Origin of the sequence: Endobacterium cereale, from assembly GCF_009617585.1 — a bacterium.
Classification (GTDB): Bacteria; Pseudomonadota; Alphaproteobacteria; order Rhizobiales; family Rhizobiaceae; genus Neorhizobium; species Neorhizobium cereale.
Window position 1 is genome coordinate 21,584 of the sequence record NZ_WIXI01000029.1, and the last position, 13,695, is coordinate 35,278.

14 protein-coding genes are annotated in these 13,695 nt (G+C 57.0%); 9 read left to right on the forward strand and 5 right to left on the reverse strand.

The annotated features are described in order from the left end of the window. Nucleotides 1-44: 44 nt before the first annotated feature. Nucleotides 45-263, forward strand: a complete 219-nt coding sequence (locus tag GAO09_RS04475; protein WP_132276871.1) for a helix-turn-helix domain-containing protein — start codon at nucleotides 45-47, stop codon at nucleotides 261-263. 123 nt (nucleotides 264-386) lie between these two features. Next, the gene (locus tag GAO09_RS04480; protein WP_153352851.1) at nucleotides 387-788 is read left to right on the forward strand and encodes a hypothetical protein; all 402 of its coding nucleotides are present in this window, start codon (nucleotides 387-389) and stop codon (nucleotides 786-788) included. On the opposite strand, the gene GAO09_RS04485 is transcribed toward GAO09_RS04480, so the two are convergent. From GAO09_RS04485 to GAO09_RS04495, 3 genes are read right to left on the reverse strand one after another with little or no spacing between them, the layout of a single operon-like run. Then, a complete protein-coding gene (locus GAO09_RS04485) occupies nucleotides 763-2,349 on the reverse strand; it encodes a type IV secretory system conjugative DNA transfer family protein (RefSeq protein WP_153352852.1) in 1,587 nt (528 codons plus the stop codon). The genes GAO09_RS04480 and GAO09_RS04485 overlap by 26 nt on opposite strands. Next, nucleotides 2,346-2,645, reverse strand: a complete 300-nt coding sequence (locus tag GAO09_RS04490) for a mobilization protein (RefSeq protein WP_153352853.1) — start codon at nucleotides 2,643-2,645, stop codon at nucleotides 2,346-2,348. Before GAO09_RS04490 ends, GAO09_RS04485 begins: the two co-directional genes overlap by 4 nt. Beyond that, on the reverse strand, nucleotides 2,642-3,532 hold the full coding sequence (locus GAO09_RS04495) for an NYN domain-containing protein (protein WP_153352854.1): 891 nt from the start codon (nucleotides 3,530-3,532) through the stop codon (nucleotides 2,642-2,644). The genes GAO09_RS04490 and GAO09_RS04495 overlap by 4 nt, the downstream gene beginning before the upstream one ends. Before the next feature lie 191 nt (nucleotides 3,533-3,723). Between GAO09_RS04495 and traA the strand changes: the two genes are divergently transcribed. Then, entirely contained in the window at nucleotides 3,724-6,951 is a 3,228-nt protein-coding gene (traA, locus tag GAO09_RS04500; RefSeq protein ID WP_153352855.1) for a Ti-type conjugative transfer relaxase TraA, read from the forward strand. A 14-nt stretch (nucleotides 6,952-6,965) separates the two neighbouring features. Here the strand turns inward: traA and GAO09_RS04505 are convergent, their stop codons facing one another. Beyond that, the gene (locus tag GAO09_RS04505; protein ID WP_153352856.1) at nucleotides 6,966-7,919 is read right to left on the reverse strand and encodes a hypothetical protein; all 954 of its coding nucleotides are present in this window, start codon (nucleotides 7,917-7,919) and stop codon (nucleotides 6,966-6,968) included. Between the two features lie 282 nt (nucleotides 7,920-8,201). Between GAO09_RS04505 and tssI the strand changes: the two genes are divergently transcribed. The 6 genes from tssI (at nucleotide 8,202) to GAO09_RS04535 (ending at nucleotide 13,152) form a co-directional block, all read left to right on the forward strand. Continuing rightward, on the forward strand, nucleotides 8,202-10,358 hold the full coding sequence (gene tssI / locus GAO09_RS04510; protein WP_153352857.1) for a type VI secretion system tip protein TssI/VgrG: 2,157 nt from the start codon (nucleotides 8,202-8,204) through the stop codon (nucleotides 10,356-10,358). A 143-nt stretch (nucleotides 10,359-10,501) separates the two neighbouring features. Further along, nucleotides 10,502-10,831: a hypothetical protein gene (locus GAO09_RS04515; protein WP_153352858.1), complete on the forward strand. Its 330-nt coding sequence runs from the start codon at nucleotides 10,502-10,504 to the stop codon at nucleotides 10,829-10,831. Continuing rightward, a complete protein-coding gene (locus tag GAO09_RS04520) occupies nucleotides 10,828-11,793 on the forward strand; it encodes a hypothetical protein (RefSeq protein WP_153352859.1) in 966 nt (321 codons plus the stop codon). Before GAO09_RS04515 ends, GAO09_RS04520 begins: the two co-directional genes overlap by 4 nt. Nucleotides 11,794-11,796: 3 nt before the next feature. Then, on the forward strand, nucleotides 11,797-12,336 hold the full coding sequence (locus GAO09_RS04525) for a hypothetical protein (protein WP_153352860.1): 540 nt from the start codon (nucleotides 11,797-11,799) through the stop codon (nucleotides 12,334-12,336). A 143-nt stretch (nucleotides 12,337-12,479) separates the two neighbouring features. Continuing rightward, nucleotides 12,480-12,674 carry a PAAR domain-containing protein gene (locus GAO09_RS30430; RefSeq protein WP_235937931.1) on the forward strand — a complete coding sequence of 65 codons (195 nt, stop codon included), beginning with the start codon at nucleotides 12,480-12,482 and terminating at the stop codon, nucleotides 12,672-12,674. 196 nt (nucleotides 12,675-12,870) lie between these two features. Further along, nucleotides 12,871-13,152, forward strand: coding sequence for a hypothetical protein (locus GAO09_RS04535; RefSeq protein ID WP_153352862.1), 282 nt, complete (start codon nucleotides 12,871-12,873; stop codon nucleotides 13,150-13,152). Between the two features lie 73 nt (nucleotides 13,153-13,225). Here GAO09_RS04535 and GAO09_RS04540 read toward each other — a convergent pair whose 3' ends face one another. Continuing rightward, complete coding sequence (locus GAO09_RS04540) at nucleotides 13,226-13,666, reverse strand: type II toxin-antitoxin system VapC family toxin (protein WP_235937932.1); 441 nt, start codon at nucleotides 13,664-13,666, stop codon at nucleotides 13,226-13,228. Nucleotides 13,667-13,695 lie beyond the last annotated feature (29 nt).

The window sequence follows — 13,695 nt, forward strand, 5'->3', positions numbered from 1 at the left end:
AATTAAGTCAAGGTATTAATTTGATAACGTCTGATCAGGTTCGTATGGCCCGCGCGGCGCTTCGGTGGGGTGTCAGAGACTTGGCGAAAAACGCTGATGTTACCGCGACTACGGTATCCCGTATCGAGGCGGGTAAACCTGCATTTGCCGGCACCTTGGACGCTATCCGAGTAGCTTTTGAGGCGGCTGGATTAGAATTTATAGAGGAGAATGGCGGAGGTGCAGGGGTGCGGTTCTCCAAGCCTACGTCTGGCGGAAGCTAGCTGCAGCCTTTTCGCGCAAGATCTAGCGCGGGTGGGTTAGGATAAGGCTCTAGCAATTCTGCAGAGGGACTTGGTTTTCGCCGGTGACTTTTCGGGGATCTGAATATCGGCTAGAACGGCAGCATGAGTGCTCCTGAACTGACCCATCCGACGCTGAAAGACCTGAAGTTCGAGATTGGGCAGGTGCTGGTCGGCTGGTCGTTTCTTGAAAACACGATGCGAGGGCAGTTGAAGCGAGCTGGTCTTCAAAAGAAGATTATGAAGGGGCCTGTGATCGTTCACTGGCGCACATATCCAGACCGAGCTGAAGAGCTTCTCAAGCCGATTGAAAAAGTGGCTCGTGTAAGAAATCTTCTCGCTCACTGTATCTATTCGCTTTCCGCCGACCCATGGACTGCTAACAGCGCGGTCATAGTCTGCGTTGCACCAGACGGCACAAAACACTCATTGAATATAGAAGATTTACAAGAAACGTGTACCGAGTTGAGCAAGCTAATGGTCACTCCGATCCGGCTATATTCGTAAACAATCCGCTGAAGTCGCAGTCCTCAAAATATCTCAGTTTCTTCGCCCAAACCGGTCGTAGCCCTTGCCGTAGAAGGATCATCCGATCGCCCGGCAACCTCATGATCTCATCCGGGTTGATCAGATCCCGCGCCGAAATATGCTGCGATGTCGAGGTCTTTCCTTCGCCCCAGGATTGCGTCGTATACACCGCATCCGTCTTGCCGATCGCTTTGCCGACGAGCTCGGCCGTTTCCACGTCATTGACCCCGAACACTTGGCACACGGCCGCATTCGATAGAAACGTGCCGGCGCGCTTCCCATAGGCTGCCCGTAGCTGATGGATATCCTGCAGGATCGGCCAGAGCTGCACGCCGTAACCGGCCATCAGGCCCATAGCACGCTCGACCGAGGCGAGGTGGCCGAGAGCGGCAAACTCGTCGAGAAGATAAAGCACCGGCTGGCGGGGCGTGGTGGCATTGCGTGCCATGTCGGTCAGGCTCTGGGTGATGAGCAGCCGCAGCCATCGCGAATAGGTCGAAAGCCGATCCGGCGGCAGCACGAGAAACACCGATGCGTTCCGTCGCTTGAGATCCGAGAACGCAAAATCCGACCGCGCCATCACTGCCGTCATGCGTGGGCTATCGAGGAAATGCGTGTGCCTTTGGGCAGCCGACAACACGCCGGAGGCCTCGCGGTCCGATTTGCCGAAATGCCGGTTGGCCGCACGCGCGACCAGCCCATTGCAGTCCGGCATGACCTGCATGTCGGCCAGCAATCCTGCAAACGCCTGCGGTGCCAAAGTCAGGTGTCTTCGCAGCGTGCCGAGATGTCGCTCGCTGGGTGGCTCGGCCGCGATGATGTGGAGCAGCAGGCCGGCAATCAGTGCCTTGGCTTCCTCGTTCCAATGCGCATCGCCAGACATGCCGGGATCATCGACCACAAGCGCATCGGCCAGCATTCCGACATCTTCGGCAACATCCAATCCGCTGGCATTTAAACCATCAAGCGGATTGAATGCCGAGCCCTGCCGCCCGGTGACCTCGAACGGATCGAGGTAGAAGACAGGCCCAAACATCTGCCGTGCGCGGCCGGTGACCTTGGCATTCTCGCCCTTGGGGTCGATACAGATCACCGATCGATTTGCCGTCAGCAGATTGGGAATGATGGTGCCGACGCCCTTGCCGGTTCGGGTCGGAGCCATGGTCAGCAAATGCGCCGGTCCATCATAACGGAGGAGTTCGCCTGTCTGTGGATCGCGGCCGATCAGGAGGCCATCGTTCCCGGCCGCGAGCTGTTTCCTCTCCTTCCTGTCCGCCCATCGCGCGGTCCCGAACACGGCAGGGATTGGCCCGTCCGCCATGAAGGCGGAGAGGGCGCCGAGAATGCCAAAGACCATCGGGACATACTGGGCGACCAACGCAATCGTTTCGCTGATCCGTCCTGGTGAGACGTCACCGATGACCAGGACGGCAGAATTGATCAGCAGGATCAGCCCGGAAACCACCGTTCCGATGATGATGCAGATGAGCGCGAAGAATGGCGCGGCCAACAACGACTTGACGATATGGGAAAAGCTCATCGATCTTCCGCCCGATCGCTGCTCGGTTGAGCCGATGCAGAACCGAGAATGTCGTCAAACAGCTGGCTGTCGCCTTCCCGGGTGAGAAACCCGGGAAGCTCGGCGCGCAACCAGTCGCGCAACCGCATCGAAAAGGACGGATCCCTGGCATTCTCCAGCCGGTGGAGAACAAGAGCGCCGATGAGGATCTTTCGTCGCGTGTCGCGGGCGCGCTCCTGTTTGCCCAGGCGTGTCATCAGCACCCGCCGCCGCTCTTCGAGTTCGGCAATCCTTTGCGGGATAGGCTTGCGGGTCATTGGCCGCCACTTTGCCGACGATCTTCATGCCTCCCGTGATCGTCCACCGGTATCGGCACGTCCGAATGGATCGATACGAGCCTGACGGTGATCGCCTGCATGATGTCGCCGACCCGTTCGACCTCCAGGAAGAAGCAGTCCTCCGCAAGATCGCTCAGCTTGGCATAGCCATAGTCGCGGACATCGAAACCTGGCATCTGCTTGAGGATCTGCGTACCCACAGCGCCCAGTGTCGCTCGGCCGTCCTGGTCGGCAATGGCGTAGACCGCGTGCGCGATTTCGTCGAAGACCGGGTCGTCAAACCTGCACCGTTGTTTTGCCAGCCTCTGCTGGCCGGGGGGCGGGCATACCTCCTTCATTTTCGTCATCACGCGCTTGTCGATTAGCGCGCGAAGCGGACTGCGGACTGCGTCCTGCGGCTCTACACTTTCCGGCTCAGAAGATGATGATTCCCGTGTGTCGAGGTAGACGAACCGGTCGCAAGCGGTGATGAATGAGCGGGGCGTATGTCGCTCGCCAAAGCCGTAGACCATGACACCCTGCTGTCGGATGCGTAGGGCCAGTCGGGCGAGGGAGTTATCGCTGGATACGAGGAGGAAGCCGGAGAAGCGTCCCGTATGCAACAGGTCCATCGCATCGATGATCAACGCACCATCGGCGGCATTCCTGCCGGGGCTGTCAGCGTACTGCTGCACAGGTTGAATGGCGTAGAGCGCAAAGAATTCCTTCCAACCGTTCGGCGTTGCAATTGTCCAGTCGGTATAGATGCGCCGAACACCGACCGCTCCGTATTGGGTGATCTCCGAAAGAAGTGCCGGAGCAATTTTTGGCGACGTGGTGTTAGCGTCGATCATCAACGCCATTGTCGTAATATCCGAGTTGGTCATGCTTACCTCCTTTGGTACGCACTGAGGCTACGACGCTCAGAATTTGTCGCAATACTGTGAATCCTACAGTGTCCGCGCAGCGGGAAGTCCCGTAACGATGAGAGCGAAGCGAAAGGAGTTCGAAGGGCGCACTTACGAGTTGCTGCGCAACTCAGGCTCAAAAAACGCTCTTTCCTCGTCCGGAGGCAGTGATGGCAATTTACCATTGCAGCATGAAGCCGGTGGCGCGCAGCGGCGGCCGCAGTGCCGTGGCGGCGGTCGCCTACCGCACCGCCAGCCGCCTGTTGAACGAGCGCGACGGCCTTGTGCATGATTTTACCGCCAAGCGTGGCGTCGATCATTGCGAGATCTTGGCTCCGGAAGGGGTGGAAGCGGAATGGGCAAAGGACCGGGCCACATTGTGGAATGCGGTGGAGCAGGCGGAAAAACGCAAGGATGCTCGTGTTGCCCGCGAATTCGAACTGGCGCTTCCACATGAACTGTCGAGAGAGCGGCAGATCGCGCTGACCCGCGCCTTCGCGCAGGATATCGCTGACCGTTACGGCGCTGCCGTCGACTTTGCCATTCACCGCCCGACCGGTGACACCGACATCCGCAATGTGCATGCGCATGTGATGATGACGACGCGGGAGGTGACGGCCGACGGCCTCGGCGAAAAGACCTTGATCGAGCGTGAGAACAAGTGGCTGCTCAACAACAATCAGCCCACCTCGCATATGCAGTTGCGCGATATCAGACAGTCCTGGGAGAACCATACCAATCGCGAAATGGCGCGGGCTGGCCTCGATATCCGTGTCGATCATCGCTCGCACCAGGAGCGCGGCCTCGAGATCGAACCGACCGAGCATATGGGCGTGCATGCCTCACAGATGGACCGGCGCGGGCTTGGCGTATCGCGCGCCCGCAACGAGGCAGCGGCGGCAAAGAAGAACGCGGCACTGATCCGGGAAAAGCCGGAGCAGGCGCTGACACTGATCACCGGCGAAAAGAGCGTGTTCGATCGGCACGACGTGGCCCGTACGCTGCATCGTTACATCGACGATGGTCAGGAATTCCAGAATGCCTTTGCAGCCGTCATGGCGTCGCCTGCACTGGTCGAGCTGCGACCGGAACACTATGGCGAACTGGCGCGCTATTCGACAAAGGAGATGGTGGAGATCGAACACACCATGGCGTCGCGCGCATCTGAGATGGGGGGTGCACAACGCCATGGCGTCAACGTCGAAAACGTCGCGGCTGCTCTGGGCGTACAGGATGATGCAATCAAGGCGAGCGTTGTCACGTCGCTTCAACAGAGCGTGAACGATGGGCGCATGTCCGAACAGGATCGCGATCTCCAAGTCGCCAGTGCCGGCCTGAGCCAGGAGCAGCGTGCCGCGATCGCGCACATCACCGGGCCGGAGCAGATCGCGGCCGTCGTCGGCTTTGCCGGTGCCGGTAAATCCACCATGCTGGCAGCAGCGCGTGATGCCTGGGAGCGTCAGGGATATCGCGTCCACGGTGCGGCACTGGCCGGCAAGGCGGCCGAGGGCTTGGAAGAATCGTCCGGCATTGCCTCACGGACATTGGCCTCATGGGATTACGGCTGGCAGCGGGACTGGGGCGAGCTTGGCACGCAGGATATTTTTGTCATCGATGAGGCCGGTATGGTGAGCAGCCGGCAGTTGGCGATGTTCGTCGGCGAGGTGCAGGCGAAGGGTGCCAAGCTCGTTCTGGTCGGCGATCATGAACAATTACAGGCGATCGGCGCCGGTTCGCCATTCCGGGCAATCGTCGAGCAGGTTGGCGCAGTCGAGCTGTCAGAAATCCGGCGACAGAAACAGGAGTGGCAACGAGAGGCATCAACCGCATTTGCCACTCATCGGACGGGAGACGGGCTGGCAAAATATGCCGAGCGCGGCGACGTGCGTTTCCTTGTCGATAGGGATGCAGCGCGCGTAGATCTCGTAGTCGACTATCTCGCCGATCTCGATCAGCGTCCGTCCGGTTCTCGCATCGCATTGGCGCATCGTCGTATCGATGTCAGAGCAATCAATGCCGACATCCGCCAGGCGCTGCAGGAGAAGGGGAAGCTGGCGCGTGGAGAGGATGGGCAGTGGGGGCTGGATAACAAGCTAGGGTCAGAGCGCGCCTACCAGACCAATGACGGCGAGCGTTCATTCGCGCCCGGTGACCGTATCGTTCTTCTGGAGAACAATCGCGATCTTGGCGTGAAGAATGGCATGCTGGGGACGGTCCTGGCCGTCGAGCCAGACGCAATACAGATGCGGCTCGACGGCAACGGGCTGAACAGGACCCGTGACGTCACCCTACCGGTCAAAAGTTACCAGGCCTTTGACCACGGATATGCGACCACCATCCACAAATCCCAAGGCGCCACCGTCGACAGGGCATTCGTCATGGCATCGGCCACCATGGACCGGCATCTGACCTACGTTGCCATGAGCCGCCATCGCGACGAGGTCCGCCTCTATGCTGGCCAGGATGAGCTGAAGGATATGAAAGCGCTTGGCGCCAGCCTTGGCCGCTCGGGCGCCAAGGAAACGACGCTCGATTACACCAAGGCGTTTGCCGACCGGCGCGGTCTGCTGGAAGGCATCATCCGCAGCGAGATCGATGTGCGGCTTGATCCGACCAGTCGGCAGGAGACAAAGGCGAGCGTCGAGAAGGTCGAGCCGCTGGTGCCGGCGGTTACGCATTACGCCAAGACCATCGAGGAGGTTGCTCAGGCGAAGGCTATTACGCACTTGGACCGAAAGATGGAAACGGTGCGGCAGATGGCCGGCAAGGTCTACGCCGATCCGGCCGTCGTGTCCGCCGTCCTGAAGTCGATGATCATCGGGCAGGGGGGCGATATCCAGTTGCTCGGCCGTGCCACGGCGGAAATGCCGGAACAGTTCGGGCCACTCCTCGGGAAGACCGGCATGTTCGGTGACGACGGCCAGCGCAAGGAGGCTCGCCATGCGGCCATCGCGCTTGGTGCTCACGTTGGATTTGCCGTCGAGGCCTGGGCACGGCATCTTGATCGAGAGAGGGAGAGTGAAACCTGGAAACGGGAAAAGCAGGATGTGATCGAGGTACCGGGGCTGACGCCTCGTAGCCAACGCATCCTCAGCGAGCTCGAGGCCAAGCCGCACGAGGAAAAGAACGTGTTTCTCGCGAAAATCATGGACGCGCCGGAGGGGAGGCAGGCGCTGAACGAAGCGGAAACGATCACATCGGCGCTGCGGCAGCGGTTTGGCAGTTCCGATCCGCGGGATCTGATCAGGAATACAGAGCGTCTGGATCAGAATCTTGTCGACCGCATCGGGCGGATCGTCAAAGTGGCACGCATAGCCGATCATACTCACCAGCAGGAACTGTCGCGCCGGTATGATTTGACGCGGAGGCTCGGCAAAGGTTTGACGATAGGGCGTTGATTGAGGCAGCCGCTTCAGGCTTGATGGAGAAGCTTCTCCGGAACCCATACGGTGACGTTGAACCCGATCACTGGATCAAAGCTCTTCGGCGCGAGCAGCGCATTGCCGTGCTCAGTGGCAAACCAATGAGCTACACCGGGGCTGTAGAACTGTTCGATGACGTCTCTGATTGTGGCGGCAGCGGCTAATGCTCCGCCATGCATCAGCTTCACCGTGTTAAGCGTGACCAATTTCCGCTTGGCCGGCGAACCGCCATCAGAGACAGCCACCGCCAATAGCCCACGACCGTAGCTTTTGACGCGAACCTTCAGCCGGGGAGGGCGGTAGGCATCAAAACGAGCATTGATCGCAGCGATGCGAGAAACGACCTCCTCCTCGCTCATCTGCACCTGCGGTGCGACATCGGCAACGACATCCAATTGGTGATCAAAGTTCTGGCGTGTGATCTCTTCGGCATGATGGGCATAAGCGAGGTGCTTGACCGGCAACGCCTTCAGCCAGCGCATGCGCTGCGCGATCGCCATTGACTTCGCAGCTTCCTCGCCCAGCCGGCCGATGGAGAAACTCTCACGCTTCTGCCCTTCACTGGTCATCAGCGTCGCCTGCCAGACGTCACCCTCTTCTGTCTCGACCCGACGGACACCTGAGATGCCACTCTTGTTGTTCTTGCGGATTTTCACCGCCTGCTCGAGATTGGTCGGGGGGGGCAGGGCGGTGATGATGGCATCGCGATAGGCACGTGCCTGGGCGTAAGCCGCTTCGGACGATCCGTAGATACTGTCCTTGAACAGCCGCACGATCTTCTTTCCACGGCGACGCAGCGCGACCGTCCAGCCGCCGCCTCGCCGTTCGTTCGGCTTTTCGCGATTGAGCGCATAGGTGTCGGCATCGTCTGCAGGCGGAGCGATAACTTCCTTGTCGTCTTTTTTCCTAGCCAACTGTTCGCCCGCCTGTCTGCCTTGCCTCATGCCGCACCCCAAGCCGAATTCCGTTCGATCGAAGCGCGGCACCAAAGATGCCGGTCTCATCGATTTTTGCAACAGACAATGCCCGCTTTCCGCGGCAGCTTATGCAACCGCTGGGTCCCGTAAATTCCCCCTATCTGCAAACCCCTGCCCATTCAGGGTTGACCTGACGGATCGCGGCTCTAGTTTTCGCCGCGATCAAGACGTGCATTTTTTGGCATCACCGGTGTCCGCTTTCTGGTTCCCGTTGTGCTTTTCTTGGTTTTCAGATTGCCGGAGCCACTTATGGACAATGCATCTTCCGCCGCCGATTTCATCCAGGCGAGCCGCATCCTGAAAATCAATTCCCCGCTCGGTGAAGACCAGCTCCTGCCCGAGCGCGTGACGATCGAGGAAGGCATTTCCTCGCTGTTCGAGATCCGCCTCGTCGCCCGCACCAAGAAGGAGCAGATCAAGCCGGAAGAGCTGATCGGCCGTCTGCTCGATGTTTCGGTCGAAGTGCAGCAGGGTGATGGCGAAGACGTGCCGGCCATCCGCCGCCCGTTCAACGGTCTCGTCACCGAACTCAACGAAGGTCCGCCGATCACCCGCGGCCTGCGCTCCTATGCGATGGTGCTGCGTCCGCAGATGTGGCTGCTGACCCGCCGTTCCGACTGCCGCATCTGGATGGACAAGACCTCGATCGAGATCGCCGAAATCCTGTTTTCCGAACACGGCATTCCGGCCCCCGATACATCGGGTGTGATCACAGCTCCGCCAAAACAGCATTATTCGGTTCAGTTCAACGAACGAGACCTCGACTATCTCTGCCGCCGTTTTGAAGAAGACGGCCTGTTCTACTGGTTCAGCCACGAAGACGGGGAACACAAACTCCACGTCGCCGATACGGCCAATGGCTGGCTCGGACCGTCAGCGTCGGCGCAGGGCGAAAAGAGAGTGCGCCTCGCCCAAGGCTCGTCCGACCGCAACCATATCAACGAATGGGCGCGCCGTTTCTCCTACGTGCCGGGCCAGCGCGCCGGCGCCGACTGGAATTTTGAGACCCCGCGCATGGTGCCGGGCACGATGACACCGTCTCTGGTGCAGATGCCGGATGCCACGAAACGCGAGCTTTACGAATACCCGGCCCGCATCTCATCGGTGGCGGAAGCCGAACGTGCGCAAAAACTGCGTGCCCAAGCATCGGAAGCCGACCATGACCGCGTGTTCGGCGCCTCCACCAGCCGCATCATCGAGACCGGTCGTCGTTTTACGCCCTATGAGGTCGCGCATCCCGATCACGCCTACGAAGAGCATGTGATCATCAAGTCGATCCAGACGGTGGTGGATCGCTCCTACGAGACCAACAGCAACGAACCAGAATATCGCAACGAGTTCGAAGCAGTTCCCTCTCGCGTGCCGATGACGCCACACCGGGAAACCAAACGCCCGCGCATCGAAGGCACGCAGGTGGCGATCGTTGCCGGTCCCGAGGGCGAAGAGATCCATCCGGACCAGTATGGCCGCATCAAGGTGTGGTTTCCATGGGACCGCAAGGCGAAGAAGGACGGATCGGATACCTGCTGGGTACGTGTAGCGCAAAACTGGGCCGGCTCTACCTGGGGCGGTCAGGTTATCCCGCGCATCGGCATGGAAGTGATGATCGCCTATGTGGACGGTGACCCCGACCGGCCGCTGGTGACGGGGGTGGTGCCAAATGCGATGCAACAGGTGCCATATGAGCTTCCGGCGAACAAGACGAAGAGCACGTTCCGGACCAATACCCATAAAGGTGTCGGGTTCAATGAATTGAGCTTTGAGGATGACAAGGGCAGGGAAGAAATCTACATCCATGGCCAGAAGGATCGAAATGAAAAGATCCGGAACAATCACACTGAGCAGATCGACAACAATTGGGTTCAATCCATTGGACACAACAAATCGATCGAGGTTCGAAACAACCATCACGAGGTTGTCGGTGGTAATATGATGGTTACCGTTGGTCCAAGTGGAATCGGGCGCGTCGTGAACTCGCTCTTGACTTCCCTTGTATCCGGCATCGGTGATGTTGCCAAAAATCTCGGCTTTCCTGGGCTGCTCAATCCCGGCGAGGGCAACCTGTCGCTTATCGTAGAGAAGAACAAAACCGAAAGTGTTGGAATATTCAATGGCGTCAACGTCGGTGTTGGAATGGCGACCAATGTTGGTAAGTCATACAGCGTCAACGCGGGGACGCGCGTAAATTTGATGAGTAATGACACGATGTCATTTACCGCACAGAATAGTACAACAGTCCATAGCGGGGGCGAGCTCCATCTGACATGCGGGAAGTCTAATATATTGATGCATGAGGATGGCACTGTCGTAATCAGTGGCAGCAAATTGTTCCTTGATTTCGATGAAGCCGAAATCAACGGAGAGCAGCGAGTTGTCATCAATGGTGGAAGGATCGACCTAAATTGACATACTCGGCTTTCAAACTCCTCGCGGCGACATGTGTGTCACTCACACTAACTTCTTCGATATCCCACGCCTTGACCTGCGAAGTTGACGCGGCAAAATTCGACTTCACATCGGACAGCCCGTCGACTTTCAACATGGGAGAAATGAAAGAGGTAGATCGCTCCTATCAAGCGCTATCAGAAGCGATCAAGCCGCTTGGAGAGTATAGCAAAACCACTATTTTCTACTCTAAAGGTCATCACCGCATCGTCGAGCACGAATGCCCCAGTAAAAGATGCCAATCCACCGACATCCTTAAAGGTCTTCAAAAGTGTAATTCCGGAGGAATGACAAAGGAAGACACCTGCTACCCGCTGGCAGTCGCTTATGAGAGTAAATTGTACTGCCTCCTATATCCTGGACAAAGTAACTTCGATCCTAAAAAGCCATTCGTCCCTTATGTTCCATTTCAAAAAGACCAAGACAGCCGATGAGCGATGATTTGTTCCCCTATGGCAACGACCTGAAAAATCCGAATGCATGGGCCGGGTTGTACAGCACCAAATCCCAGTCTTGGCTGATCGGATACGATAGCGGAGCGTCATTAATCCTCGGCGCACACACATTTCTGCTGTTCGGAAGAGAGAATCTTTGTGCCTGTGTGGCAACGTTCTACGGTGCAGGGATTACTGCCGGCTACGGGATGTCGAAAGCAGCGAAGAAGGTTGAAAGGGGAGGGGGGCAATCAAACCGGATTGGACCCTCGGGCGGTGCATCAGAGCAACTCGAGCGTCTCGAGAAAGTGAAAGATTATAAAGATCTATCGGAAATTCCGAGGGCGGGCGATGAGTTTGACTCAGCAGAGAAAATCTATCGGTCGTTGTCCGCTCAGCATAATGGGATGAGCGCTCTTAAGCCGTTTTCACTGATGGATTTGGATTACACATTTGGTTGGGTCTCTGGTGCTTCCGTCGATGCGGCGATTGGCACCGGAACGTACTATATAGCAGACGCACGTAATCTCTTTAAAGGCGCTACCGCCCTGAATATCAAAGGTGGCGAAACCCTTATCGGAGCGTCTCTTGGTTCAATGATGGGATTCTGGCGAGTTAAGAAGTGGTACTCACTCTGGACTGAGCTCTACCAATCCAGAAAGGAAGAATATCCATTCCAAGCCTACAATGTTCATCCGTATTTCCGGGAGTTGAAATCAGAGGAATACAGCTATTACAAACGCATGGAAATCGTAGAAAAACAGGACAAAATCATTAACGGTATTACGGACGATATGCAGAAACGGCCAGAACATTACGGATTTCCGGACAAGAATTATGCTCTGCAACGTTCCGTGGAAATGACCCAAGAGTTTTACGCAGGTCAACGAGCGCCCGAGACCAACCCATTTCTTCCTTGGGTGGATTTTGATAAGCAGCACATCTTCTATGAGGGGCGGTAGAACATGCTATCAACTCCTATCACATTTTCGGACGGCTCGAATCCGGTCGGTATATGGTTGGAACTTCACTCGTCCGAGAGACAGTGGAGAAATACTTATCTGGATTTTTTGAATAATCCTGCGTCGAACCCTGAGATAGCTTTGCGCGCCATAGCATCTCAACACGCGGTGTTGTCGAATCTCTCCGGCTTTCCGGCCGAACGCTGGCGTCAGTTATGCGATGGTCAAGGTTGGACGCCACTTGGATGTAGTGCGCTTTCATGGTGCGGGAGCACGGTCAATCTCGGCGAAATTGTTGAACGTGCGAAAATTATTGACTGGAAAATCAGCCCTGAGATCGGTGGCGATTTCGCGGCTTTGATGATTAATCCAGCTGCCATACCTAGCGCGAGCCTGTCTGCATTGTTGCGTGCAGGTTGGGATGATTTTGCGATCGCTCTCGTCGTGGCATCGCGGCCAGCAGCAACTGCTCCAGAGTTCGATGAACGCGACCGATCCTTGCTTGGCCCATTGGTACGACAGATCTTGGAGCTCCGTACTTGAAGCTTCTGTTCCAACTGAAGAGTGATGAATAAATGCCTAGTGCTCACCGGCAAGCAGACATCGGCTCTGCGCACTCATGCCACTTCCCTGCAACGCAAGCGACCGGTGGTAGCTCCAATGTGTTTGCCAATAATCGCTCGGTAATGCGGGTTGGAGATGCTTACGTAGCGCACGGATGTCCATCTTGCCCCCAGCCCTCCCATTCGCGCGCTTTAGCTGCCGGCTCGTCAACCGTATACATCAATGGCAAGCCTGCTGGCCGTATCGGCGATGCCATCGACTGTGGAGGAACTGCGCAAACGGGCTCTCCGGACGTATACATAGGCGATGGTACGTAACCCCCATCAAATGCCAGCAGCAGCCCGATTGATGTGATCGGATATCTTGTACGATAGCATAAATCCTAAATCCGACCGAAATTATTAGACTTAACTCAAGAAATATTGACGACGTCGGATGAAATTTCATGTGAACCAAAAGACAGCCAAAAACGCGATTCCGATTAGGAAAAATTAACCTTTGTCTGGAGATGACATGATTTTTCTCGAGTTCGCAGCTGTATTCGCGACTGTTGCAGCGGTGACAGGCCTTTTAATCCATCAAGCCATGGTACAGTTTCTCGAGTACCAATTTTACAGATCGAATGCTTGGAATTTCTCTCTCGATAGCAGATTGGATCGTCTCAAAATCGACACCAGAATCCAGATTTATGATCTGAACCTCACAAACTGGCAAAGATTTTATATTTTTCGCCCTGTCATGATTGCAACCGTCTCCTTTTTATTGATTGCGATGATTTGGGCCATCTTTTCGTGATGCTGTGGCAGCGAAGCGTTTCGCTTGTCGCGGCGCTCCAGCGGCAGGACCGTGGCGATCGCCGGATGGGCGTTTAGCTGCCATCGGAAAACGGTCCAAGCACCGTCAGGCCTTCCTTGCGGGCAGCGGCGGCCAGTTTGCGATCAAGCGTGGCAAGCGGAGTGTCGCGATTGAGGGCGAGCTCCAGATAAGCGGCATCATAGGCGCTCAGGCCGTGGTTGGCGGACAGCAGCAAAACGTAGCTGTCTGCGCCAAGGCCGGCATCATCAAGCGGCAGCCGGCGAACCCGCTCCATGTCGACGAGCGCACCTCCGGCAGCAATCCGACCGCGACGCTCGGACATGGCAAGAATGTTGCGTATTTCGAAGAAGAACAGCGACGGAGTGTAACCGGTGTTCTGCCCCCATATTGTCCGCCGTCGCCTGATCTGTGATCGACGTTCCATGGATGAAGGACGGGAGTTTCGTAAGCGCGAATTTCTCCGCACCTTCTGCAATTGATTGAGCTTTGGCATGTGGTGTCCACTTAAAAAGAGGTGGACAC

Excerpts from the sequence above, each read along its gene's own strand:
- GAO09_RS04475 (WP_132276871.1), top strand. The coding sequence starts at position 45 with ATGGCCCGCGCGGCGCTTCGGTGGGGTGTCAGAGACTTGGCGAAAAAC.
- GAO09_RS04480 (WP_153352851.1), top strand. The coding sequence starts at position 387 with ATGAGTGCTCCTGAACTGACCCATCCGACGCTGAAAGACCTGAAGTTC.
- GAO09_RS04485 (WP_153352852.1), bottom strand. The coding sequence starts at position 2,349 with ATGAGCTTTTCCCATATCGTCAAGTCGTTGTTGGCCGCGCCATTCTTC.
- GAO09_RS04490 (WP_153352853.1), bottom strand. The coding sequence starts at position 2,645 with ATGACCCGCAAGCCTATCCCGCAAAGGATTGCCGAACTCGAAGAGCGG.
- GAO09_RS04495 (WP_153352854.1), bottom strand. The coding sequence starts at position 3,532 with ATGACCAACTCGGATATTACGACAATGGCGTTGATGATCGACGCTAAC.
- traA (WP_153352855.1), top strand. The coding sequence starts at position 3,724 with ATGGCAATTTACCATTGCAGCATGAAGCCGGTGGCGCGCAGCGGCGGC.
- GAO09_RS04505 (WP_153352856.1), bottom strand. The coding sequence starts at position 7,919 with ATGAGGCAAGGCAGACAGGCGGGCGAACAGTTGGCTAGGAAAAAAGAC.
- tssI (WP_153352857.1), top strand. The coding sequence starts at position 8,202 with ATGGACAATGCATCTTCCGCCGCCGATTTCATCCAGGCGAGCCGCATC.
- GAO09_RS04515 (WP_153352858.1), top strand. The coding sequence starts at position 10,502 with ATGAAAGAGGTAGATCGCTCCTATCAAGCGCTATCAGAAGCGATCAAG.
- GAO09_RS04520 (WP_153352859.1), top strand. The coding sequence starts at position 10,828 with ATGAGCGATGATTTGTTCCCCTATGGCAACGACCTGAAAAATCCGAAT.
- GAO09_RS04525 (WP_153352860.1), top strand. The coding sequence starts at position 11,797 with ATGCTATCAACTCCTATCACATTTTCGGACGGCTCGAATCCGGTCGGT.
- GAO09_RS30430 (WP_235937931.1), top strand. The coding sequence starts at position 12,480 with ATGCGGGTTGGAGATGCTTACGTAGCGCACGGATGTCCATCTTGCCCC.
- GAO09_RS04535 (WP_153352862.1), top strand. The coding sequence starts at position 12,871 with ATGATTTTTCTCGAGTTCGCAGCTGTATTCGCGACTGTTGCAGCGGTG.
- GAO09_RS04540 (WP_235937932.1), bottom strand. The coding sequence starts at position 13,666 with ATGCCAAAGCTCAATCAATTGCAGAAGGTGCGGAGAAATTCGCGCTTA.